The sequence below is a fragment of the Enterobacter sp. Acro-832 genome, from assembly GCF_011752745.1.
Classification (GTDB): Bacteria; Pseudomonadota; Gammaproteobacteria; order Enterobacterales; family Enterobacteriaceae; genus Enterobacter; species Enterobacter quasiroggenkampii.
The window spans coordinates 76,331-99,696 of record NZ_VWWX01000001.1; the positions used below are offsets into that span (position 1 = coordinate 76,331).

At 53.1% G+C, this 23,366-nt stretch carries 23 protein-coding genes and 1 pseudogene; 10 read left to right on the plus strand and 14 right to left on the minus strand.

What is annotated here, in order from left to right; translation table 11 throughout:
- Window positions 1-34: 34 nt before the first annotated feature.
- Window positions 35-919, minus strand: a complete 885-nt coding sequence (locus F3J31_RS00310) for a hypothetical protein (protein WP_045910493.1) — start codon at window positions 917-919, stop codon at window positions 35-37.
- A 276-nt stretch (window positions 920-1,195) separates the two neighbouring features.
- Between F3J31_RS00310 and F3J31_RS00315 the strand changes: the two genes are divergently transcribed.
- Window positions 1,196-2,659 (plus strand): EAL domain-containing protein, encoded by a 1,464-nt coding sequence (locus F3J31_RS00315; protein WP_048030546.1) that lies wholly within the window; start codon window positions 1,196-1,198, stop codon window positions 2,657-2,659.
- A 31-nt stretch (window positions 2,660-2,690) separates the two neighbouring features.
- Here the strand turns inward: F3J31_RS00315 and F3J31_RS00320 are convergent, their stop codons facing one another.
- The 3 genes from F3J31_RS00320 to F3J31_RS00330 form a co-directional block, all read right to left on the minus strand.
- A complete protein-coding gene (locus tag F3J31_RS00320; protein ID WP_045910495.1) occupies window positions 2,691-2,963 on the minus strand; it encodes a CsbD family protein in 273 nt (90 codons plus the stop codon).
- 119 nt (window positions 2,964-3,082) lie between these two features.
- Window positions 3,083-3,751: an epoxyqueuosine reductase QueH gene (locus tag F3J31_RS00325; RefSeq protein WP_063621585.1), complete on the minus strand. Its 669-nt coding sequence runs from the start codon at window positions 3,749-3,751 to the stop codon at window positions 3,083-3,085.
- Between the two features lie 124 nt (window positions 3,752-3,875).
- On the minus strand, window positions 3,876-4,352 hold the full coding sequence (locus tag F3J31_RS00330; RefSeq protein ID WP_167210543.1) for a GNAT family N-acetyltransferase: 477 nt from the start codon (window positions 4,350-4,352) through the stop codon (window positions 3,876-3,878).
- Between the two features lie 90 nt (window positions 4,353-4,442).
- Here F3J31_RS00330 and F3J31_RS00335 point away from each other — a divergent pair, with 90 nt between their 5' ends.
- Window positions 4,443-5,372, plus strand: coding sequence for a LysR family transcriptional regulator (locus F3J31_RS00335; RefSeq protein ID WP_045910498.1), 930 nt, complete (start codon window positions 4,443-4,445; stop codon window positions 5,370-5,372).
- 51 nt (window positions 5,373-5,423) lie between these two features.
- On the opposite strand, the gene F3J31_RS00340 is transcribed toward F3J31_RS00335, so the two are convergent.
- From F3J31_RS00340 to F3J31_RS00350, 4 genes and pseudogenes are all read right to left on the minus strand, one after another.
- Entirely contained in the window at window positions 5,424-6,290 is an 867-nt protein-coding gene (locus F3J31_RS00340; RefSeq protein WP_167210546.1) for an AraC family transcriptional regulator, read from the minus strand.
- Between the two features lie 63 nt (window positions 6,291-6,353).
- On the minus strand, window positions 6,354-6,806 hold the full coding sequence (locus F3J31_RS00345; protein WP_345790444.1) for a YbjP/YqhG family protein: 453 nt from the start codon (window positions 6,804-6,806) through the stop codon (window positions 6,354-6,356).
- 15 nt (window positions 6,807-6,821) lie between these two features.
- Window positions 6,822-6,926, minus strand: a pseudogene (locus F3J31_RS23520) (hypothetical protein); the annotation flags it as partial.
- A 338-nt stretch (window positions 6,927-7,264) separates the two neighbouring features.
- Window positions 7,265-7,894, minus strand: a complete 630-nt coding sequence (locus F3J31_RS00350; RefSeq protein WP_111966702.1) for a hypothetical protein — start codon at window positions 7,892-7,894, stop codon at window positions 7,265-7,267.
- Window positions 7,895-9,036: 1,142 nt separating this feature from the next.
- On the opposite strand from F3J31_RS00350, the gene F3J31_RS00355 reads away from it, so the two are divergent.
- Window positions 9,037-9,324, plus strand: a complete 288-nt coding sequence (locus F3J31_RS00355) for a hypothetical protein (protein WP_240152752.1) — start codon at window positions 9,037-9,039, stop codon at window positions 9,322-9,324.
- 466 nt (window positions 9,325-9,790) lie between these two features.
- Here F3J31_RS00355 and F3J31_RS00360 read toward each other — a convergent pair whose 3' ends face one another.
- The gene (locus tag F3J31_RS00360; RefSeq protein WP_205246175.1) at window positions 9,791-10,426 is read right to left on the minus strand and encodes a phospholipase D family protein; all 636 of its coding nucleotides are present in this window, start codon (window positions 10,424-10,426) and stop codon (window positions 9,791-9,793) included.
- 230 nt (window positions 10,427-10,656) lie between these two features.
- Here F3J31_RS00360 and F3J31_RS00365 point away from each other — a divergent pair, with 230 nt between their 5' ends.
- The 3 genes from F3J31_RS00365 to F3J31_RS00375 all read left to right on the plus strand — a co-directional run bounded on the left by F3J31_RS00365 (window position 10,657) and on the right by F3J31_RS00375 (window position 13,934).
- Complete coding sequence (locus tag F3J31_RS00365) at window positions 10,657-10,932, plus strand: metal/formaldehyde-sensitive transcriptional repressor (RefSeq protein WP_008502288.1); 276 nt, start codon at window positions 10,657-10,659, stop codon at window positions 10,930-10,932.
- 31 nt (window positions 10,933-10,963) lie between these two features.
- Window positions 10,964-12,082, plus strand: coding sequence for an S-(hydroxymethyl)glutathione dehydrogenase/class III alcohol dehydrogenase (locus F3J31_RS00370; protein ID WP_021242543.1), 1,119 nt, complete (start codon window positions 10,964-10,966; stop codon window positions 12,080-12,082).
- A 160-nt stretch (window positions 12,083-12,242) separates the two neighbouring features.
- A complete protein-coding gene (locus tag F3J31_RS00375; RefSeq protein ID WP_167210549.1) occupies window positions 12,243-13,934 on the plus strand; it encodes a methyl-accepting chemotaxis protein in 1,692 nt (563 codons plus the stop codon).
- Between the two features lie 89 nt (window positions 13,935-14,023).
- Here the strand turns inward: F3J31_RS00375 and F3J31_RS00380 are convergent, their stop codons facing one another.
- From F3J31_RS00380 to F3J31_RS00395, 4 genes are all read right to left on the minus strand, one after another.
- A complete protein-coding gene (locus tag F3J31_RS00380) occupies window positions 14,024-16,405 on the minus strand; it encodes a glucose/quinate/shikimate family membrane-bound PQQ-dependent dehydrogenase (RefSeq protein WP_048030532.1) in 2,382 nt (793 codons plus the stop codon).
- A 255-nt stretch (window positions 16,406-16,660) separates the two neighbouring features.
- Window positions 16,661-17,584 carry a LysR substrate-binding domain-containing protein gene (locus F3J31_RS00385; protein WP_045910501.1) on the minus strand — a complete coding sequence of 308 codons (924 nt, stop codon included), beginning with the start codon at window positions 17,582-17,584 and terminating at the stop codon, window positions 16,661-16,663.
- Window positions 17,585-17,765: 181 nt separating this feature from the next.
- The gene (locus F3J31_RS00390; RefSeq protein ID WP_045910502.1) at window positions 17,766-18,650 is read right to left on the minus strand and encodes an SDR family oxidoreductase; all 885 of its coding nucleotides are present in this window, start codon (window positions 18,648-18,650) and stop codon (window positions 17,766-17,768) included.
- Window positions 18,651-18,714: 64 nt separating this feature from the next.
- Complete coding sequence (locus tag F3J31_RS00395) at window positions 18,715-19,104, minus strand: YdeI family stress tolerance OB fold protein (RefSeq protein ID WP_045910503.1); 390 nt, start codon at window positions 19,102-19,104, stop codon at window positions 18,715-18,717.
- Window positions 19,105-19,242: 138 nt separating this feature from the next.
- Between F3J31_RS00395 and F3J31_RS00400 the strand changes: the two genes are divergently transcribed.
- Genes F3J31_RS00400 through F3J31_RS00415 form a run of 4 tightly spaced genes read left to right on the plus strand, consistent with a single transcriptional unit; the run spans window position 19,243 to window position 21,736 of the window.
- Window positions 19,243-19,746, plus strand: coding sequence for a hypothetical protein (locus F3J31_RS00400; protein WP_045910626.1), 504 nt, complete (start codon window positions 19,243-19,245; stop codon window positions 19,744-19,746).
- 9 nt (window positions 19,747-19,755) lie between these two features.
- Complete coding sequence (locus tag F3J31_RS00405) at window positions 19,756-20,202, plus strand: YetF domain-containing protein (RefSeq protein ID WP_008502280.1); 447 nt, start codon at window positions 19,756-19,758, stop codon at window positions 20,200-20,202.
- Between the two features lie 11 nt (window positions 20,203-20,213).
- Window positions 20,214-20,732: a 2-oxo-tetronate isomerase gene (locus F3J31_RS00410; RefSeq protein WP_045910504.1), complete on the plus strand. Its 519-nt coding sequence runs from the start codon at window positions 20,214-20,216 to the stop codon at window positions 20,730-20,732.
- A 17-nt stretch (window positions 20,733-20,749) separates the two neighbouring features.
- On the plus strand, window positions 20,750-21,736 hold the full coding sequence (locus tag F3J31_RS00415; protein WP_167210552.1) for an SDR family oxidoreductase: 987 nt from the start codon (window positions 20,750-20,752) through the stop codon (window positions 21,734-21,736).
- Here F3J31_RS00415 and F3J31_RS00420 read toward each other — a convergent pair whose 3' ends face one another.
- Window positions 21,737-23,362: an alpha-amylase family protein gene (locus F3J31_RS00420; RefSeq protein ID WP_167210554.1), complete on the minus strand. Its 1,626-nt coding sequence runs from the start codon at window positions 23,360-23,362 to the stop codon at window positions 21,737-21,739.
- Between the last annotated feature and the right edge of the window lie 4 nt (window positions 23,363-23,366).

The window sequence follows — 23,366 nt, forward strand, 5'->3', positions numbered from 1 at the left end:
TGAAAGGCGTTCGGGATACCGAACGCCTGGTGGATTATACGGTTGACGTCACGTTGTGAACGTGGCGTCGCTCTTTAGGAACAACGTTGATGTAATGCGTAACATACGCAAAATATAACCCGGCATAATTTTCGACGAGTTCGATAAACGCCGGATAGACCGATAGCCGACCATCACCCCGATCTTTCAGATAGCCTGCCTCCTGAGCCGATTTGATAATCCGGTTGACGTGGATACGCGATACAAAAAATTCTTTTGCGAGCGTGCTGGCTGAATAGTCGATGACGGCACCATGGGCAGATTTATTTTTCATGGCCTGCAGGTAAAGATAAAGCATAATCATACGTCCGCCATCTTTATCGATAAATAATCCCACTTCAGGCAACACCTTTCTGAACGTTAATCCCCGAAAAAGATATTCTGCCGCGCGGCGGAAGAAGTTATTTCTCAAAATATCATTATCCAGCAGGTTCACGTTAATATTGAATGTTGGGTAAAGAATGCTGACGGGCAAAAAAGCGCCGGACATATATCGCTTAAGTTCATTCAGGCCTTTTTCGGTTGGCGCGATTCTCGTTTTGCGTCTGTCTTCCGTACAGCGCCAGGTCCTGATGCGCCCGGTGGTTCTGAGTATCGTAATGATCGCAATAACGCTGTTGGGGCTGGCTATCTTATAGCGAGAACATAACTCTTTAATTTCTGAGACTGACTCGGCCTGATTTCCAAAAATAAAACAACACATGGAGAGGATAATGTTGAACCGTGATTCCTGCAGCATTGTCTTGTAGAACAAAGGTTGTTTTTTGTAGATGGTGTCATTAATTGTGTAGTGCTCTAATATTGCCTCACCGAATCGTGGATTGTTTTTTATAACATCCCTTCGATGTAGCAAGGCCCTGGATGAGATATGATTATCCATAGCATTTTTCTCGTATTTGAATGAGCCGATAGATGAAGTATCCAGTCTTCTTTTTCGGAATTTTCATTATACCCTGAGAATAAAACATTTGCCGTGGTTATTTGAAAAGAAAAGTATATTTAAACGCGGGTGATTAACGCAAAGATGTTCCGGTGAATTAGACTGATAACAGTTTCTTAACCCTGGGTGCTACTGTAAAATTATACTTCGCAACAGATGCAATAAATTTTACGCATACTCAAATGGAAATGGCGCTTTGGTGCCCAGGAGCAGGTTATGACCCACAAAATTTCTCTCAGAAATGGGGCGTGCGATGAACATAAGTTTGTCATCTCAGCCTGCGGTTTCACATTCCAGGGATATTGTTCGATCCTTAATAAATACGGAATCCATGCTTCCCGGATCCACTTTAACGGAGATGAGGCATCTCAACAGGATATTGAAAATATCCTTAAAAATCAGGATGCCCATATCGTGGTGTTTCTCGGGAAAGGCGTGGTCAACCTCCTGGAAAGCCTGAAGCGACTGGCCTCGGTACTCAATGCACTCCCCGTTATTCGGCATGTCACCCTGTATGGTGATATTCCTGATGGCTGGCTGTACCGCACGCTGGGCAGTCTTTTAAATAACCGCTATCAACTATCATTGATTCGCGTAGCCAGCGTTTCTGATGTAATAGCCTGTTTTCATACCCATTACAAAAGTTTTAAGGATCGCTCTCGCGCATTACGCGAACGCTACATGGATATTTCCTCGCAAGAAAATCTCAAGTGGTTAACACGAAGGGAAATTGACGTATTATTAAGTTTCTACCGCGGCATGTCCGTAAAAGAAATGTGCGATAGAATGGGGTTGTCGAATAAAACGGTGTATACCCACCGTAAGGAAGGTGTGCTTAAATTACACTTAATTAAGCGTTGGCTACACGATCCGCATAATTTTAAAGCAGAAATGCCTGCTAAACACCCACGTCAAAAAACGGGGCTCACGGAGAAGGAAACCGACATTTTTAATGCCCTACGTAATCGCGAAATATTTCCGGCATATCAGATTATTACCGATCGTGATAAAAAAGGTGTTGGGTTTGAAATACTGATTCGCTGGAATAAAAACGGTAAAATTGTCAAGCCTGCCAGTTTTTTAACGGATATTACCAATCATGAGATATGGCTGCAAATAACGGCCTTGGTCATCCATGCTGCCGTTTCAGGTATTAATAAGTATAACGGGAAATATTATTTTTCTGTGAATATCCCGCCTCGTCTGGCTTCCGGAAATGCCTTGCCTGATATGGCACGAAAGGCCATCGATATGCTGCTTAAACCGCAGTGGGCGGAAAAGCTGGTCTTTGAATTTGCAGAGGATATCGACGTGACGAAGGATAAAAGGATCCCTGAAACCATGCGGCATTTACGCAAAACGGGGTGTCGTTTATTTCTGGATGACTGCTTTTCTAACCATCAAACCATGTTCCCGGTGCGCCAGGTCCATTTCGATGGACTCAAGCTGGATCGGGACATCGTCGATCACTTTGTGGCAAATGACAATGACTACAATTTGATAAAAGCGATTCAGATTTATAGCGACATGACCGGCACTGACTGTATTGCAGAAGGGGTTGATAGCGAAGAAAAGTTCGAGAAACTCGTCGCGCTGGGCGTTAAAAACTTTCAGGGATATTATCTTTCACGTGCCGTGAAAGAGGATGAGTTAGACCGCATGGTACGGTTATTTAGCTGATGACAAAAATAAAGCCCCGAAGGGCTCTGATTTATTTTCGACCCAGCAACAGGCCGAGAACAATACCGACAGCACCCGCGGCGATGAGGCCGGTGAGGGGATTATTTCTGACCGCTTCTGTGACGTCGGAAACGGCATCGCTGGCCTGAGCGGCGTATTTTTTCGCGGCACCTTTAACCTGATGTTTTGGTGAATCGACGAATTCACCAAACTGCTGCTGCGCTGAACCTGCAAGTTCATCAAATTTATTTTTTGCCTTGTCTTCAGCAAACTGGGTGTTTTTATCAGTACCGATATCAGACATTTTTGCCTCCTTTTGTTGATAGTTAAAGGATAGCCGCTCTTTGCGGATGTGGGAGACGCAAGGCTAAATTCAGCACCTGACAGGGCGGTTTTCGGATATATCTCTATACCGGGAACCTGTTATTTCTCATTGTCATCCTGACCGTAATACAGTTTCCCGATGCGGATCAGCGGGCGACCCTGAGACTTACGGTGCAGGTTACTGTCTCTAAGCGAATAAACGCACCCGCAATATTCCTGCTGGTAAAATTGCTCCCGCTTGCTGATCTCAATCATGCGTGAGGAGCCGCCCTGTTTGCGCCAGTTATAGTCCCAGTAAACCATACCCGGATAGCGTGCGGCCGCACGCTGGCCGCAGTCGTTTATCTGCTGCATGTTCTTCCAGCGGGAGATCCCCAGCGAGCTGCTGATAACGCTGAATCCATTTTCTGCCGCATAGAGCGCCGTGCGCTCGAAACGCATATCGAAGCACATGGTGCAGCGGACGCCGCGCTCGGGTTCCCATTCCATGCCTTTCGCACGCTCAAACCAGTTATCGGTGTCGTAATCGGCATCAACAAACGGCACGCCGTGCTTTTCCGCAAACCGAATATTCTCCTCCTTACGAATGAGGTATTCCTTTTGCGGATGGATATTGGGGTTATAGAAGAAAATGGTGTACTCAATGCCCGACGCCTGAATAGCCTCCATCACTTCACCGGAGCAGGGGGCGCAGCAGGAGTGCAGCAGCAGTTTGTCAGCGCCGTTGGGCAGGGTGAGTTGAGGGCGGATAAAAGGGGCTGTCGTCATGGCGTTCTGCACTATGTTTATGAAATTTATGGAAGGGTAGCATAAATTCAGAAACTGTTGAGACGGGATCGACGCAGGAAAGCGCGATCCCGTGGGGTGGGATCTTCTCGGGTAGCGCGTGCCGCTATTCGGCAAAGTTCAGCAGCGCTTCACCATCCAGACGGTAGCGTACCCACTCGGGCTGCGGCAGCGCGCCAATGCTCAGGTAAAAGTCGATGGCGGGCTGGTTCCAGTCCAGCACACTCCATTCAAGACGACCGCACTGTCGTTTTACCGCCAGCTGCGCGATATGTTTCAGCAGTGCTTTTCCCGCCCCCAGGCCGCGATAAGCTGGGGAAACATACAGGTCTTCCATATAAATCCCGTTGCGTCCGAGCCAGGTAGAATAGCTGGTGAAGAACACGGCATAGCCGGCGATCTTGCCTTCACACTCCGCGATCAATGCCTCTGTTTTAGTACCTGCGCCAAAGAGCGTTTCCCGGATCTCCTCCGGTGTGGTAACCACTTCTTCCGGGGCTTTTTCATACACCGCCAGCTCGTAAATCATGGCGTAAATGGCCGCCGCATCTTCGGGACGGGCCTGACGAAGGGTGATGCTCATTGTTTTTCCTGCTTTTTAGCGTGTGTCCTGGTTGATGGCATTAAGCATACGGCGTATTGTCCGAAGAATTAAGTGCAATGAAATCAACATATGATGAATATTATGCATCCGATACTGAGACGGCTTGATTTGAACCTGCTGCCCGTTTTCGACGCGATATACCGCCACCGTTCCGTTCGGCTGGCCGCTGACGAGCTGGCGATGAGCACATCCGCGCTCAGCCATGCGCTGTCGCGTCTGCGTGCCACCCTGAATGACCCGCTGTTCTTCCGCGAAGGGCATCGCATGTCCCCCAGCGTGTATGCTTCTCAGCTCGCGCCTTCGATTGCTTCTGCACTGTCGTTCCTGAATCATGAGCTGACCCCGCAGCCGGAGTTTGATGCAGCCAGCAGTACGGAGAGCTTGCAGATTGCGATAACGGACTTTACCGCGCTTTGCATTTTTCCGGCTCTGATGCACAGGCTGCAGCTTACAGCCCCGGGTTTACGCTTTGAATTGCGCTATCTGCCGCACAGCCCGGCGCTGACGGAACTGCTGGCGGGCGAGGTGGATCTGGCGCTGGGCTTCAGCACGCCGGAGGATATCCGTCATCCGGAACTGGAAGAGATCGGCTGGTTTGAAGATGAGTATGTGGTCATCAGCAACGCAAGCCGGACCCGGCTGACGCTGGAGGATTATCTCGCGGCCCGGCACCTGGTGGTTACGCCGTGGAATGAGAAGCAGGGCGTTCTGGACGTGCGGCTTGAACAATTGGGCTTTACCCGACAAATCGCGATCAAAACGCCGTCGATGCTCAGCGCACCGTTTATCGTAGCGGAAAGTGACCTGCTGATGGCGATCCCCCGCTATGCCGCGGAGAAGCTGATTAAGACAGCGGATCTCAGGATTTTTGCGCTACCGTTTCCGATACGCACGTTTGAAGTGAAAATTTACTCGCATAAACGCAGCGGCCAGCGGGGCGCGACCCGCTGGTTGAAGGAGGAACTGCAGACGCTGGCGCAGGCTGTCAGGGGACGGTAGGCCGGGTAAGCGCAGTGCCACCCGGCAGAAAGGGAGGTCTGTAACGGATCGTCAATTTAACGGCAGGTAGATATCCGTTTGCAGCGCGTGTTCCGGCACCTCGTGAATAAAGTTGAGGTAGTGGAAAAATGCCGGGGCATCGCGCAGCGTTTCGCCGCTGGCCGGTAGCCAGTCGCGAAACATCGACCACACCATGGCGGAAATGGTATCCAGCGAACCGGTGTGGCGCCCGACGGCGTAGCGTCCGCCGTCAATTTCACCACTGGAAACGCCAAATTCATTCTCTGGTATCGGTTCCCGGATACTGCCGCAGATATCGAAACGAAAGGCGTCTGCTGGCGTAGTTGCCGGGTCATCCCAGGCAATGCCAAACGTGCTGCTTTCGTGTACTGGCGATAAGCCCGTGGTTTTACGCCAGGCAATAAACTTCGCCGCGCTGTCATTAACCCGATCCGGACTGCCACGGTGCTGCAGCATTGCCACTTGGGTCTGTGGGAAATCGACAATCTTAATTTCCATCGTTTTTTGCTCCTGAAAGGTCATTTTCGGTACGCGTTGATGCCATTTCAGCCAGTCCGGCTGTTGCCGAAACTGACGGGGGCTTTTTCCAAACGCGTTTCTGAAGGCGCGACTGAACGATTCCGGGCTCTGGAAACCGGCATCGAGCGCAATATCAATCACCTTATCCTGAGGATTAAACGCCAGTCGCCAGGAAGCATGACGCAGGCGTAGCCACTGGATATAGCGATACAGAGGCTGACCGCTAAATGCCAGAAACTGCCGGTGAAAATGATAAGGCGAACAGCAGGCTATCGCGCTGAGCTTCTCCAGCGTGAGTGGCTCATCGAGATGGTGGGCAATATAGTCGCACACCATCGTGAAGCGCTCGCGGTAGGTCGTTTTGATTGCATCGTTCATTGCATCCTCCTGATGACCCACTTTGCCTCATTGAATGGTCATAATCCTGACCGATCTTGCTAATTATGGTGAAGTTATACTGGCCGCATATCGTTGTGCCGCAGCAATCGCCCTCTCGTCAAAAATATACTGTTCGAAATGATGGCTCGCATCGGTGACGCGATATATTTTCCATTTACCGTCTTCATTGCGCAGATACACTTTTAGATGCAGTTTCCGCTCATTACCCACACCCAACTGAACGTTAACAACTTTCCCGGACACCGAGTTTATCGCGTTGCTTACGCTTAGGTCAGGGATCCACTCCGCCGCATAGTCTTGCGTATAGGTAAAATAATCAGAACCGATAATTTCTTGTTCATAGAAAGAGGAAATTTTTTGCAGTCGGGAGAGCGTGTCTTGCGCAATATAGTCACGCATTTTTGGTGAATCGAGATTATCTTCTTTGCTGTCTGTAACGAAAGCAGTGAGGTAAAACGTGTAAAAGTCATGAGTACGTTTTTCCGGCGCATCCATTTGTGTTGAACATCCCGTAAGAAAGGTAGTGGCGTCATAAATTGCCATGTGACCCGCAGGATTACCGCCATCATAGGGCTGAATAACAACCACATCGCCTTCCTTTAATGATGGCAATTCACCATCTTACTTTCATAAGTTGATGAATTTTAACTTTTCATATCGTCGCTGGTTGCAGCTGGCCAACGTCCTGCAGCTGCGACCGGCGAGGCTGAAATTCAACGTCAAATTCAAAAAAAATGATGAAACATTTCACCGCCGCAGTGTAAGGGGCGCTACGTCCGGATGTGCTGGTCGTCATTTTCTCCTGTGATGCATTTCCCCTTCGTATCAGCTTCCGGTAATCGTTCCCCGTCATAAGCTGTCCAGCAAGGGTATATGAACGCTGCGCGTTTTGTTGTGGCGCTATATTACAGGTAAATCCTCGAACTCCCCCGATCTCGCGTCGGTGAAGGTACTTACCACTTTGGCCCCTTGCAATAGCTTACCGTTCTCATTTTTGGGTAGGTTTTAGTATAATTTTGGCTGGAGATATAAAATTTTGCGAGGGCGTCGTTAGCCTCCTCATTATGCAAAAAATTTCTTTCCTTTGTTTTGCAAAAATTAAGAAACTCTTTGGGCGTGCATAACCCAACAGCACAGAACGTTCCTGTCATTATATTAAATGTGTTGTTTTCTTTAAATGCTTCATGCAACATGTTTAGCTGTAACTTGCCGTTATCACTCCATGTCCATGGATGCACAACCCAAGAATTTAAATATATAAAAGCAAGATCTTGAGTTTGCTGTTGCATTTTTGCTGGGATTTCTTTATTTGTGCATGCATATTCCGCCACATCATAAGTTTCATTTATTATTTTAGCAGAAAAAGTACGAGATTTACTTATAAGAGATTTTTGTTCTTGTCCGGACAGTTTAATATTATTTGAGTCAACGTACACAGGCGAACTGGTATCTTCTTCTTCACTTAGTCCCATTCCAAATGGACAGAACTCGTTTTGATCTAATGAATAGCATCCATGCAAAAAAAATGTAATTATGAGCAATATAAATGATTTAATTTTTGAGCTAACGGTGTTGCGCCTCATTTAAGTTCCTTCTTTGTCAATAAAATAAATTCTATACATCGCGGCCGTCTGGGCGTTGAGGTGATTCTGCTCACTTAAAATGATAATGTGTTAGCTCGAAAATCCTCTATAAATTATAATAACCGCAACCAGGCAAATAAACGCTGATAGTGATATTTTCACAGGTCTGGTTCCAAATTTGAAAATCATTAAACTTAAATAAATAAAAGCTAGGGCGGGTAGTCCCCATATTATACAGATAACCATTAATTCAAATCCCCAACCAAAATATGGGGTATAACCAAAAAATTGACTCATAAATCCCCTTTTATATCAAAGCGGTCACAACAAAAACAGTTCTCTTGGGTTGATGTTGGTTATTTATTAATGACCGCCACTATAGAAAGAGAAAGGCAAAACAAAATAAATGAACAGGACCACTCCAACGACAACAAGGCATAACGCTCTAAAAAAAGAGCCACCGCCACCCTTTTTAAGTAATCCAACAACAGTGATAACTAATATGACTAAAACAATACAAACTGGTAACAAAATCATCCCCATGATGATAACTCCCTGAATAATAGCACTGTGCTTATGCAATATATCATTTGCACGAAATGACTGTAACCCAGAACTTAATCCAACGAAAGACTGGGAATGAAAGCAATTACAGCGGCTTTTCCGCCATCTGGACGTTCAGATTATTCTGTCCAAAAGAACCCCTTCGGCTCCTGCCCATTTCGGGCAGTCGTCGAGCCGCACTCCGCTAACCCGCTGCCAGCACCGGCTAAGCTACGCCGAACCCCTGCTGGTTTCGGGCTACTCGCTAGCGTCTAAGGTAGGAAACCCCGCCACGCCCTGCGCCGGACTCGCCCAAATAGCTGGCTATTTGCCCCGCCCCCAAAGGGATAGCTTCGCTATCCTCTTCGAAAGACATTTCACCGCCGCCGCGTAAGGGGCGCTACGTCCGGATGTGCTGGCCGTCATTTTCTCCTGTGATGCCTTTCCCCTCCGTATCAGCTTCCGGTAATCGTTCCCCGTCACAACCTGGCCAGCAAGGGTATATGAACGCTGCGCGCCCTTGCTGGGCAGGTTGTGGCAGGGAGGCCGAACCGTCAGGCGACACGAAGACGAAATTCACACTGACGGAGAAAGAACCCATGACTATGACCCATCACACCCAGACTAGCACCCCTAACGCCGCACCGGCGACCAGCTTATCCCCGCTGGAGCAGTCAGGCTCAACAAAAACGAAATTTCCAGAAGTCAAAACCGTTAAGACAGCGATCGCAAAACTGATTTACGATATCGAAAATAACCGCTGCCATCGCCTGGCATATCGTGATGCTGTAGAGGGGCTTTGTCAGGATGTAGCAAACCAGATCACTCGCTGCATACATTCACACGATACAGGGATGACGTTACGCGATCTGGGTGAACTGGCTTAGGTAACGCTGGAAACCATCATTGTTACTGAATCAGAAGAGGGGCAGACACGCCAGAACTACGGTGGTCATTCTGCGAGTGACGTGATAAAGATTCTCAAAAGATTGCACCGGCAGGGTATAAAAGCCGCTTAACATGAACTGTCCAACGTTCTGGGGTCAGTCCAGAGACGGGGCTTTTTCAGTAACAGGAGCCTATTCTCAAAAATTCCAGGGGGAGTCTAATCAATACAGAACAACTTTACTAGGTATAAGCTCAAGCCTATCCCGACATAAAGAGATACCTTACCGCTGTCATGTTTGAATTTTGCGATACCTGCAATTAAGCAAACCGGAGTAATTAATATAATAATTGCGTGCAGGAACAGAAACATTCCCATGCCACTAAAATCAACACTTGATAACATTCAGCTCACCATATCCATCTGATTTTTAAGGTTATTATATTCATGGATCAAGCCATGTCCAGCTAATTAAGGTTGCCTGACTTCTTTTCAGATTCGTTCCACAGCCTGTTAAATTCCCCCTGGTACGTTGCGGCCAGCTCCGGAACCTCCTTAATCAGCAGAACGTTTTTGGCGTTGCGGCTTACGGCGGTGGCCGTGTAGTTAAATGATCCGGTTTGCACTGTGTTGCCATCCACAACCATAAATTTATTGTGCATGATGTCGTACCGGCCATTAAGACGCACCGGCACGCCCTGGTTTGCAAGGAACGTAACGGCGGTGTATTTGCCGTTGTTACTCTTTTCATCAGCCACAACCCGCACTGCCACCCCGCGATTTTTGGCGGCGACGAGCGCCGCCGCCACCGGCTTACTGGTGAAACTGTAAGCCGCAACATCAATGTTGAGCCTGGCGCTGTTAATGGTGCTCAAAACGAGCTGTAACGCGTTCTGAGACGCAGAAAATGTTTCACCTTGCCCTAAAACTCGAAAACCTGCTCGTTCAAGGTTACTGCCATAGTCTTTTGCGTTGGGTGTATTGCCAATATCCACGCCACCTGCACGTATTGCCTTACGCGTAAATTCTCCACAGCGTCTTTGCGATGAAGTGCCGGCATTCTGGCGTGCGTGCAGGGCTGCTGCGTGTTTGTTCCATGCCATGTGTTAACTCCTGCTGTGTATGAAATCGTCACTAAACAACGGGAGCTTCAATTCGGTTAGGCAAATAATGTTATTTAAAAATAATATATTTCAGTATTTTATACCTTTTTAATGTTTCATTTGCCTGGTTGATGATATGCAGTAGATACGCTGCTGTTGCAACGGAAACAGAAGGTTTACATCACCAGGAAACTGAAATACCATACCCCCCTATAGTATCAGGAGGGCGTATGCCGCATTCACCCGAAGATAAAAAACGTATTCTTACCCGCGTCCGCCGCATTCGGGGCCAGGTTGATGCCCTTGAACGCGCGCTGGAGTCGGGCGACCCCTGCCTGGCCATCCTGCAGCAAATTGCCGCCGTGCGCGGGGCTGCCAATGGCCTGATGGGCGAAATGGTTGAAATTCACCTCAAAGATGAGCTGGTTGCGGGGGACACCACGCCGGATCAGCGAGCCGTACGCATGGCGGAAGTCGGCCATTTACTGCGCTCTTATCTAAAATAAATCCACATACCTGACAAAAAAGGGAAGGCATATGAAATCTCGCGCTGCAGTTGCATTTGGCCCCGGCCAGCCGCTCAAAATCGTTGAAATTGACGTGGCACCGCCGAAGAAAGGCGAAGTGCTGATCAAAATCACCCATACCGGCGTCTGCCATACCGATGCGTTTACGCTCTCGGGCGATGACCCGGAAGGCGTCTTCCCGGCGGTGCTCGGTCATGAAGGCGGCGGGATTGTGGTGGAAGTGGGCGAGGGCGTGACCAGCCTGAAGCCGGGCGATCACGTGATCCCGCTGTACACCGCGGAATGCGGCGAATGCAAGTTCTGTAAATCCGGCAAAACTAACCTCTGCCAGGCGGTGCGCGCCACCCAGGGGAAAGGGCTGATGCCGGACGGGACGACCCGTTTCTCTTACAACGGCGAGCCGGTTTATCACTACATGGGCACCAGTACCTTCAGCGAATACACCGTTTGCGCGGAGATCTCGCTGGCGAAGGTGAACCCGCAGGCGCCGCTGGACAAAGTCTGCCTGCTGGGCTGCGGCGTGACCACCGGTATTGGCGCGGTGCATAACACGGCAAAAGTCAAAGAGGGCGATACCGTGGCGGTGTTCGGTCTCGGCGGCATTGGTCTGGCGGTGATTCAGGGCGCGGTGCAGGCGAAGGCCGGTCGTATCATCGCGGTCGACACTAACCCGGAGAAATTCAGGCTGGCGGGTGAAATGGGCGCGACCGATTTCGTGAACCCGAAAGATCACGAGAAGCCGATTCAGGACGTTATCGTTGAGATGACCGACGGCGGCGTGGACTTCAGCTTTGAGTGTATCGGCAACGTGAACGTGATGCGTTCCGCACTGGAGTGCTGCCACAAAGGCTGGGGCGAGAGCATCATCATTGGCGTGGCCGGTGCGGGCCAGGAAATTAAAACCCGTCCATTCCAGTTGGTCACCGGGCGCGTATGGCGCGGTTCCGCGTTTGGCGGCGTGAAGGGGCGTACCCAGCTTCCGGGTATGGTTGAAGATGCCATGGTCGGCAAGATTCAGCTCGATCCGTTCATTACCCATCGCTTACCGCTGGAGCAGATCAACGAGGCGTTTGATCTGATGCACGAAGGAAAATCCATCCGTACCGTTATCCATTTCGGCGACAAGTAACTCTTCTGCCAGCGGTTTTTCGCCGCTGGCGTTTCTTTAATAATCTTCTCTAAAGTGTGACCAGTGCGGCGTTTTTAGCCGTAATCTAAATCTCTGCCGTGCCGATGACTATTTAACAGGCGTGTTTTTACGCATCTTACCTACAAGAGAGTCGACGGTCATGGACAACACTACTTCGATGCTGGCGCAGCGCAAGCTGAGCTTCTTGCATCACATCAGGCTGGTTCCGCTGTTTTCCTCCATTCTCGGTGGCATTATTCTTCTGTTTGCCTTGAGCTCGGGTCTTGCGGGTTATTTCCTGCTGCAGGCCGATAACGATCAGCAGGATGTCACAGCTGAAATTCAGGTGCGTATGGGGCTGTCGAACAGCTCAAACCATCTGCGAACCGCGCGTATCAATCTGATCCACGCCGGTGCGGCAAGCCGTATCGCGGAGATGGACGCCATGAAGCAGAACATCAGCGAGGCGGAAACACGCATTAAGCAGTCCCAGGAGAGCTTTACCGCCTACATGAATCGTGCCGTGCGCACCGCCGAGGGCGCAGCGCTGGACGCGGATCTCAAGGCGCGTTACGACGCCTATATCGCTGGCATGCAGCCGATGGTCAAATTCGCCAAAAACGGCATGTTCGAAGCGATCATCAATCACGAAAACGAAACGGCGCGTCCGCTGGATGACGCTTATAACGCCGTACTGCTGAAGGCGATTAAGATCCGTACCGACCGTGCCAATGCGCTGACGGCGCAGGCGCACAGCCGCACGCAGTTGGGCCTGATGTTTATGGTGGGCGCGTTTGCGCTGGCGCTGGTGCTGACGGCGATGACCTTTGTCGTGCTGCGCCGCACGGTAATCAATCCGCTGCAGCGAGCAGCGAAACGTATCGAGAATATCGCTAAGGGCGACCTGACGATGCCGGACGACGTGGCGGGGCGCAGCGAAATTGGTCGCCTGACGCGCGATCTGCAAACCATGCAGCACTCGCTTGAAAAAACGGTCGGCACCGTGCGTCAGGGGGCGGAGGAAATCTACCGTGGCACCAGCGAAATTTCTGCCGGTAACACCGATCTCTCTTCCCGCACCGAGCAGCAGGCTGCCGCCATCGAGCAAACCGCCGCGAGCATGGAACAGCTGACCGCGACGGTGAAGCAGAACGCCGATAACGCCCATCATGCCAGCAAGCTGGCGGAAGATGCTTCCGGCAAAGCCACCCGCGGCGGCCAGATGGTCTCCGGCGTGGTGAAAACCATGGGCAATATCTCCAGCAGCTCGAAGAAGATCTCTGAAATCACCGCCGTGATTAACAGCATTGCCTTCCAGACCAATATCCTGGCGCTTAACGCGGCGGTAGAAGCGGCCCGTGCGGGTGAACAAGGGCGCGGATTTGCCGTGGTGGCAAGTGAAGTGCGCACTCTGGCAAGCCGCAGTGCGAATGCCGCAAAAGAGATCGAAAGCCTGATCAACGAATCGGTATCGCTGATCGACCAGGGCTCCGGCGAGGTTGTGGCCGCCGGTAACACCATGAATGAGATTGTCGACGCGGTGAAACGCGTTACCGACATCATGCTGGAGATCGCCGCAGCGTCCGATGAGCAGAGCCGCGGTATTGTGCAGGTGAGCCAGGCGATTTCTGAAATGGATAAAGTGACCCAGCAGAACGCCTCGCTGGTGGAAGAAGCCTCCGCGGCGGCGGCGTCTCTGGAAGAACAGGGCGCGCGTCTGACCGAGGCGGTTGGCGCGTTTCGGTTGAACAGCGCAAAGCAGGGCCGCGTGATGACGGCTGCACCGGTGGCGCAGAACGTACCATTGCGCCCGGCGGCGACGGTTTCCGGGGATAACTGGGAGACGTTCTGAGCGGCGTGTTGCGTCGGCTGGCGCTTCGCTTACCCGACCTACAAAAACTGACCTACAAAAAAGGGACCTTTCGGTCCCTTTTTCACATCTTATTTCTTATCAGGTAATGCGTACGCGATAACGTAATCACCGCGGTCCGGCGACTGACGGGCGCCACCGGCGTTAATGATGATGTACTGCTTACCGGTTTTCGGCGACACGTAGGTCATCGGGCCGGACTGGCTGCCAACCGGCAGGCGATCTTTCCAGATCTCTTTCCCGGTGGCGGTATCAAACGCGCGCAGGTAGAAATCCTGGGTACCGGCAAAGAACAGCAGACCGGACTGGGTAGAGAGCGACGCGCCCAGGGTCGGCATACCGATTGGGATTGGCATGTGCATGCGAATGCCCAGCGGGCCGGTATCTTCCACCGTGCCGACAGGAACCTGCCACACCAGCTTGCCGGTTTTCAGGTCAACGGCTGACATGGTGCCAAACGGCGGCTTCTGGCACGGAATGCCCAGCGGTGACAGGAAGCGTTCACGCATCGCGCCGAACGGCGTGCCGTCCATTGGAACAATCCCCATCTCGATGCCGCTGGCATTTTTCGCCACGTTCGCGCGCGGCACCATATAGTTCGCCAGACCCAGACGCATATCGTTGACGAACATCAGGCTGTTGTTCGGGTCAACGGAGACGCTGCCCCAGTTCATCCCGCCGAGTGAGCCAGGGAACTGCAGGGAACGGTCGAGACCAGGCGGGGTGAAGACGCCCTGATGACGCATCTCTTTAAACTGAATGCGGCACAGCAGCAGGTCAACAGGTGTGGCGCCCCACATGTCGGACTCGGTCAGCGTCTGGTTGCCAATCATCGGCATGCCAACGGAGTACGGCTGGGTTGGGGAGTAGCGTTCACCTTCAACGTTACCCGCCGGGACAGGGCGTTCCTCTACCTTCGCCACCGGCTTGCCGGTTTCGCGGTTAAGCATGAAGATCATGCCCTGCTTGCTGGTCTGCACCAGCACCGGCGTGGTGCCGCCCTTACCGTCAGGCAGGTCGTACAGCAGCGGCTGGGAAGGCAGATCGAAGTCCCAGAGATCGTGGTGGGTGGTCTGGAAATGCCAGCGGACCTGACCGGTGGCCGCGTCGACGGCGACGATGGAGGAACTGTACTTATCGTCCAGCGCGGTACGCTCGCCCGCCCAGAAGTCTGGCGTGGCGTTGCCGGTTGGCAGGTAGATCAGGTTCAGTTTGGCGTCGTAAGACATCGCAGACCAGACGTTCGGCGTACCGCGGGTGTAGGTCTGGCCTTCCGGCGGCAGGCCGGTCAGGTTCGGATTACCCGGATCCCACGCCCAGGCCAGTTTACCGGTGTGAACGTCGTAGGCGCGCACCACGCCCGGCGGTTCACCGGTAGAGTAGTTATCCGCGACGCGACCGCCAACGACGACAACATTCCCGGCAACCAGCGGCGTGGAGGTTTGCTGATAATATCCGGGCTTAATCTCACCCATGCCGACGCTCAGATCCACGATGCCATGGTCGCCAAAGTCGTCGCAGACCTTGCCGTTATCCGCGTTGATGGCAATCAGACGGGCATCGGTGGTGGGCAGGAACAGGCGGCGAGGGCATGCCGCTGGCGATGTTCCGGTCTGTGACGCTGTCACGTTTGCATGATCTTCAAAGTAGCCCAGACCGCGGCAGCGTTGCCAGTTCGGCGCGGTCGCTTTCGAATCATAACGCCATTTTTCTTTACCGGAATCCACGTCCAGCGCCAGCACTTTACTGTACGGCGTACAGACATACAGCGTGTCGCCAATCTGCAGAGGGGTGTTCTGATCTTCCGCACCCGAGCCGTTGCTCTGCGGAATATCGCCGGTGTGCGCAACCCACGCGACTTTCAGCGAGCTGACGTTTTGCTTGTTAATCTGGTCCAGCGCGGCGAAACGGTCGCCGTGGGTGGTGTTGCCCCAGTGTTCCCAGTTCTTTTGCTGCTCGCCGGGTGCAACGGGTTTCACCGGAACGGGCTCGTTCGCTGCCACGAGGGTTTGCGGCTTAAACATCCAGCCCAGGCTGACCAGCATGGCCACCGCTAGTAGCGCCGCGACGCCAAAAGCGGGGGCTTTGTTCGGTGCAGTGTGGTTTGCTGCGCGCAGGAAGGGCCAGACGATGGCGCACAGGAACGCCAGCACGGCAAAGGTAAACAGGCGGGAGAAGAGCGGCCAGAAATCCCAGCCTGCATCGCTTACCGCCCAGAACAGCGAGGCAATAAACGCGATGCCGTAAAGCAGGATCCCGCTGGTGCGGTTGAGGAAAATCAGGATCGCGGCAATCACCATTACCACGCCCATTATCAGGAAGTAACTACTTCCGCCTACGGTGGCGAGCTTTAAGCCCAACCCGCCGACGGCCAGACCGATGAGCATCATCAGTCCGGCAAGAAGCCACTGCAGAATACGAGGTATCCCGCGCGGCGCGCTGCCAAATGCCATTTCTGTCTCCTTAGATCCCCCGCCGTGTCGGGTATGTACCAGTTGGGTAATAAATGCGGTGGGATTGATGGTTAATGCCGGTGAATTCGTTTCTGTCAAATAATTAGCGAACCATTTGGTGAATTCGCCGCTATGATAAAACTGTTAAATTGTTTTACGCAATTGTTAATGATTTATTCCGCATTATTTGATTAACGCGCAGGACAGCCCCCTCGCCCCTGAGGGGAGAGGGTTAGGGGGAGGGGCGAAAAGGTTTTAAACCGGCATTGATTTGCGGATGGCGCTCAGTAGCGTCTGCGCACCCGTGGAAAGCGGAGTATCTACCCGGGTCAAAATACCAATAGGTTCACCGGCGCCGGGGGCCGTTACCGGGAGAGCGGTCAGCGTGCCCTGGCGCAAATCATCTTTTACTGCGCCGGAGGGAACGAACCAGACGTAGTCATAGTCGAGCGTGAGCTGGCGTGAAAGCGAGGCCGACAGCGTTTCGATGCACCCTGATGGCAGCGTACACCCCTGCATTTGCAGCAAGGTTTCGGCGGTCTGACGTGGGACGGTCCCTTTTGGACACACCACCACCGGCCACTCCATCACGCGGCTTAACGTCACCGTGTCCTGCAGCAGAGGGTGATCGGGACGAACCACCAGCTTCAGGGATTCCAGGAACAGCAGTTCGTAATTGAGACCCCCCATCAGTTCAGGATCGGACATGCGGCCGATACCGATATCCAGTTCGCCCGATTTCAGTCCCGCGAGCAGCATGGTGTTATTCATGGTGGCAACCTGGATCGTAGTATGCCGTTGCTGCTTGTGGAACTGACCAATCACCGGCGGAAGAATGCCCAGCGCGGCGGTAGGCAGGGCCCCGACGCGGACGACCTCGCTGCTGTGCTCTTCTTTTCGATGCAGGGACTGGCCTGCGGTATTGAGCGCATCCAGCACCTTAACGGCGTGCGTAAGGAACTGTTCGCCCACGATGGTAAGCTGCGCACCCAGCCGACCGCGGTCAAAAAGACGGGCGCCGGTCAGCTGTTCCAGCTCGTTGAGGGTTTTCGAGAGCGCAGGCTGGCTCAGGTTAAGAGTTTCAGCCGCACGCCCCAGCGTTCCCTGTTGAGCGACGGCCACAAATGTATGCAAATGGCGCAAGCGTATGCGCTGACTGAACAGACCATTTTTTTCCATAGGCGATGTTAAAAACAGAGCGATGCGGGTGACAAGTTAAGTTGTTTAATTTTGATAACCTGATAGCAAAATATTTTTAACATTTGATCTGTTTGAGTTACAACATGTTTTTCGGCAGGGGAATAGGAGCGAACATCCTTGTTCATTTATTGCTCATTGCTGAGGGGAAAGGGTTATGCGGTTAGATGACCCCGTCACCGCCGTCAGAACACCACACCTGGCCGGACGTAAATGAACATTCATCCGAGGCCAGCGTGACGTACAGCGGGGCAATCTCGACGGGCTGACCCGGACGTCCCAGCGGCGTATCTCCGCCAAACTCCTTCACTTTTTCCATCGGCTGGCCGCCGCTGGACTGCAGCACCGTCCAGTAGGGACCGGGAGCGACCGCGTTGACGCGAATGCCTTTCGGACCCAGCTGCTTGGCTAAGGATTTGGTAAATACCGCCAGACAGGCTTTCGTCTGAGCGTAGTCCAGTAGCACCGGGCTGGGCTTCACCGCCTGGACGGAGGAGGTATTAATGATCACGGACGAGGCTTTCAGGTGGCGCAGAGCCGCCTTCGTGATCCAGAAAGGCGCGTACACGTTAGTTTTAAACGTCGCGTCAAAATCTTCGGTGGTCAGCTCTTCAAGCGATTCACGGAACTGCTGGCGACCGGCGTTGTTGATCAGAATATCCAGCCCGCCCAGCTTCGAGACGGCTTCTTCGACCAGATTCTGGCAGAAGGTTTCGTCCCGGACGTCCCCCGGCAGCGCGACGGCGTTCCGCCCTTCGGCTTTGATCAGGTCGATAACCTCAGCGGCGTCTTTTTCCTCTTCAGGCAGGTAGTTAATGGCCACGTCCGCGCCTTCACGGGCATAGGCGATGGCTACAGCGCGACCGATACCCGAGTCACCGCCGGTGATCAGCGCTTTTTTGCCCGCCAGGCGGCCATGCCCTTTATAGCTGGTTTCCCCGTGGTCGGGTACGGGTTGCATTTCGGATGCCAGTCCCGGTGGCGTTTGTGGCTGTTCCGGGAACGGGGGCTGCGGGTAAGCGTTCGTACGTTGTTTAGTATCACTCATAGCTGACTCCTTAAGCCAAGGGGTGAGATTTGATGGATAACTGCAGCGTTAACGCTTCGCTGAATTATTTCTGCAAACGATCAACACGGACGACGGCAGGGGATGATTTTTTATCAAGCGAACCGTTGATACTGATCATCTGGTCGGGTTTTACCGTTCTGCCGTCGAAGACTGCCTGGGGAATAATAACGTCGATTTTTCCGGTTTTATCCTGAAATACAAACTTATCGCCGCTACCGTCAATAAGATTACCGCGTAATGAAATGGTCGCACCGTCGTGCAGTTGTTTTGCCTGATCGATGGTCATAATACGCGCATCATCGGTTCCGCGATATCCGCTATCCAGCGCATGGGGTGGCGGCGGAGCTTCACCTTTTTGTAACCCGCCGTTATTATCTGCGAAGGCGGCCGGAACCAGAAATATCATAAAAGCGGAAATAAGTGATAATTTCATCGGATATCCTTCATTTTGGGTGTCTTGACTTATTAAGTATTGTTGCTATTTCTTTATGTGGCAAATGTGATAAGTCCTAAAAACATTCGCGTGAAAAATCAAACTTATCGGATAATAAGCGAAACGGTGACGATGACCATGAAGCGTGAAAATGAAAAGTTGCCCGGGATAGATGAGAGTTATCGCTTGCTGACGTTTGAATACGCGTTTCGTCAGGTGGGTTTTATTGTTCTGCTGGCTATTATCATCGCCGCTATCGCCGGTCTGTTTTCAAGCGGGTGGGTCAGCGATACGGTTAAAACCAATTCCGCTAAATCACTGACCATAAGCTATGAACGGTTTGGCCGCCGGGAGACGGAGACGCGAATGGCGCTGGCGTTCCCGGTGCGAACAGAGGGAAAGTATGTTCTCAGCATGGCCAGCGAGAGCAGCGATGTTTACGAGCCTGGCAGCGTCTGGCCGCAGCCGGACAGCATGTTCAGCCGTGGCAAGACCCTCTATTTTGTCTATAACAACCTGAAAAAGTCAGACCGCTTCGCGGTGTTACTTTTCACCACGCCTTCGAGAGCCGGTAAATGGAACACGACCGTTCGTGTAAACAACGAACCGGAGATAACCCTCTGGCAATTTATTTACCCCTAGGAGGCTGATATGGATATGGTCTTTCGTGCGCTGGCGATTTATCTGTTCCTCGTGGTGGTATTTAAAGTGGCCGGGCGGCGTGCGCTGCTGCAGATGACCAGCTTCGATCTCATTCTGCTCCTGATAATTAGTGAAGCTACGCAGCAGGCGCTTCTCGGACAAGATTTTTCCGTCACCGGTGCGATGATTACGATTACCACTCTGGTGGTAGTGGATATTATTTTTGGCCTTATGAAGAAGTATTTTTCCCCGGTGGAGAATATTCTGGACGGCACTCCCGTGATTCTGGTGGAAAACGGCGTACCCCTGGCGGATAAACTCAAAAAGGTCGATGTCTCTTGCGATGATATTCTGGTGTCAGCGCGTCAAAATAATGGTATTACCGAAATAAGCCAAATTAAATATGCCATACTTGAGCGCAATGGACATATTTCAATCATTCCTTTTGAGAAATAAGAGGCGAAAAGATGAGCAATCTTTTTCACGACAACAATTATACCGTGGGTGAACTGACGAAAAAACTGGCGAGCAAACTAACCGATCTCGGGCTTCGCTTAACCACGGCGGAATCCTGTACCGGCGGAAAGCTATCGGTAGCACTTTGCGCCGAAGAGAACACGGCCGATTTTTATGATGTTGGCCTGGTCGTATTCAGCGACGAAGCCAAAGCGCGGATCCTCGGTGTTCGTCCTGAGACGCTCGCGCGCTATACCGCCGTCAGTGAGCAGACGGTGACCGAGATGGCCGCCAGCATCCGCGACATCGCCCAGGCGGATATCAGTATCGCCATCAGCGGCTATGCTGGCCCGGAAGGGGGCGACGATGGCACGGCGGCGGGGACGGTCTGCTTTGCGTGGAACATCCAGGGCGAGACGCAAACCCGCACCGTGCTTTTCTCCGGCGACTGTCAGGACGTGGTGGAAAAAGCGGTGCATTTTTCGCTGGCCGAGCTGGTGACAGCATTGTCGGACGGGCATAACGGTTGATTTCGCGTGGAGGTTCTATGGCTGTCATAGTAATTACCGGTGGGACGGCGGGCGTGGGAAAAGCCACGGCGCTGCACTTTGCAAAAGCAGGTTACGATGTCGGCCTCATCGCCCGCGATGAGGCAAGCCTGCACTCCACCCAGGAAGAGTTGCGCCGCTTCGGCGTGAATGCACACGCCGTGCAGGCTGACGTCGCCGACAGTCAGGCGGTGGTGGACGCGGCTAACGACATTGAGTATCGCCTCGGCGCGATTGATGTCTGGGTCAACAACGCCATGGGGGCCGTGCTGGCACCGTTTCGCACCCTTACGCCGGACGAGTTTCGACGCGTGACTGAGGTGACGTACCTCGGCTACGTGAACGGTACCCGCGCGGCGCTCGAGCTTATGGTTCCGCGCGACAGGGGCGTGATTATCCAGGTAGGGTCCGCGCTGGCCTACCGTTCCATTCCCCTGCAGTCCGCCTACTGTGGGGCCAAAGCGGCGATCCGCGGGTTTACCGACGCGGTACGTACCGAGCTGATGCATGAGAACAGCCGGGTTCAGCTTTCGATGGTGCAGATGCCGGGGCTTAACACGCCGCAGTTTGAATGGGCAAGGAACAAGTTCGCGTGGGCGATGCGGCCGGTACCGCCGGTTTTCGAGCCTGAAGTCGCCGCCAGCGCCATCTTCAGGGTGGCGCAAAAGCCGGTGCGTGAGCTGTGGGTAGGCAGCAGCACCATCCAGTCGATTGTCGGGCAGTTCCTCTTCCCGAGTTTTCTGGACCGGCTGATGGTGAAGAAAGCCTGGGAAGGTCAGATGACGGACGATCTGAACGCGCCGGACCGCCGGGACTATCTCGACCAGCCGGTTAACGACCTGCACAAGATCCATGGCCGTTTCACTGACGAAGCGAAAACCCGCGCGACGTCCGTGACCTCCGGTATGCCGGGCAAAGTGGCGTTAGGGGGGCTGGCGTTGGCGGGGATTGTATTAACGCGTTTGCTCACCCGCCGGAAACCGTAATCAGCGCAGCGCGCTGCGGTGCGTCCAGAACCAGCGATAGCCGTAGCCGCCAAGGCTGAGCTCGACGGTTTTACCGCAAACCAGCGCGTCATCGTAGCGTTTGTCCGCAAGACAGGCGGTCCAGGTGGCGTTGCGGATCCCTTTGACGGTGAACCGTACCGGCTGGTCGCTGAAGTTAACAAAGGTCAGGATGCTGCGTTCTTCGGTCTCGTAATAGATCCCCAGCACCGCGTCACTATCGATCGTGAGGAGCCGAAAGGGCGCAACGGCGATTTCGGGGAACTCCGAGCGGGTATTGGCGATATCAATGATCCGGTGCAGAAGCGAGTTGCGGTGGAGCAGCGAATCGGCGACGTTGATTTTCTGATAGCGATAAGGGCCGCGGTCGATAATCGGCGCGATAAATTTTTCCGGGTCGGCTGCCGAAAAACCGCCGCCTTGCGATCCCGCCCACTGCATCGGCGTGCGGACGGCGTAGCGCTCCTCCAGATCGAGGTCATCCCCCATGCCGATCTCATCGCCATAACGCATCACCGGAACGCCAGGCAGGGAAAAGAGTACCGCGTGGCAGAACGCCAGCCGCTTCAGATCGCCGTTGAGCATCGGGGCCAGGCGACGGCGGATCCCGCGCTGGTAGACGTTCATCTCGTCGTCAGGGGCGAAGGTATCGAGGACAAACTGTTTGTCTTTCTGGCTGATGCCCTCCAGATCCAGTTCGTCGTGATTGCGCAGCCAGTTGGCAAAACAGCATGAATCGGGCGGAACGATCATCTTCTTCACCGCGTTGCGCAGCGGGCGGGCGCTTTTTCGGGCCAGGCTGACGTAAAAATACTTGTTGAGCCAGAAATTGAGCACCAGATTCAGGCGGTCATTATTGCCAAAGTAGTCCTGATAGGCCTCCACCTCGACGTCCACTTCACCCAGCAGGATCGCCTCCGGATTATGCTCCTCAATAAGACGGCGCATATGCTCGAGGATCCACAGACCCTTTTTTTCATCACCATTTCCCGCCTGCGTGGTCAGGTGGGAGGCGGCATCCAGGCGGAACCCCGATACGCCCAGCTTGAGCCAGAAGAGGATGATGTTCTCAATCTCTTTCAGCACCGCGGGTGAGGTCAGGTTCAGGTCCGGTTCGTGGCGATAGAACATGTGCCGGTAGTATTGTCCCGCCTCGTCGTCCCAGCTCCAGATGCTCTCCTCCACGCCGGGAAACATCGGGGGCGTATCGTCGTCGTCAGTGTCTGACCAGAGGTAGTAATCCCGGTAGGGTGACGCCGGGTTACGGCGGGCCTGCTGGAACCAGGGGTGCGCGTCGGAGGTGTGCTGGATCAGCAGCTCAATAATGACCTGCATGCCCAGCTCGCGGGCCTGTTCGATAAGGGCAATGATATCGGCCAGCTTTCCGAAGCGGGGGTCCACCTGGAGATGGTCGCTGACGTCATAGCCTTCATCGAGAAAGGGTGTTAGGTAAAACGGGGTGATCCAGATAACCGTCGCCCCCATCCGGCGAATGTAGCGCAGCTTGGCCGCTATCCCGGCGATGTCCCCGCAGCCATCGCCGTTCAAATCATAAAAGAGTGCGGTATCTATCTGGTAAATAATGGCCCGTGTATGCCAGTCCGTCATAGCG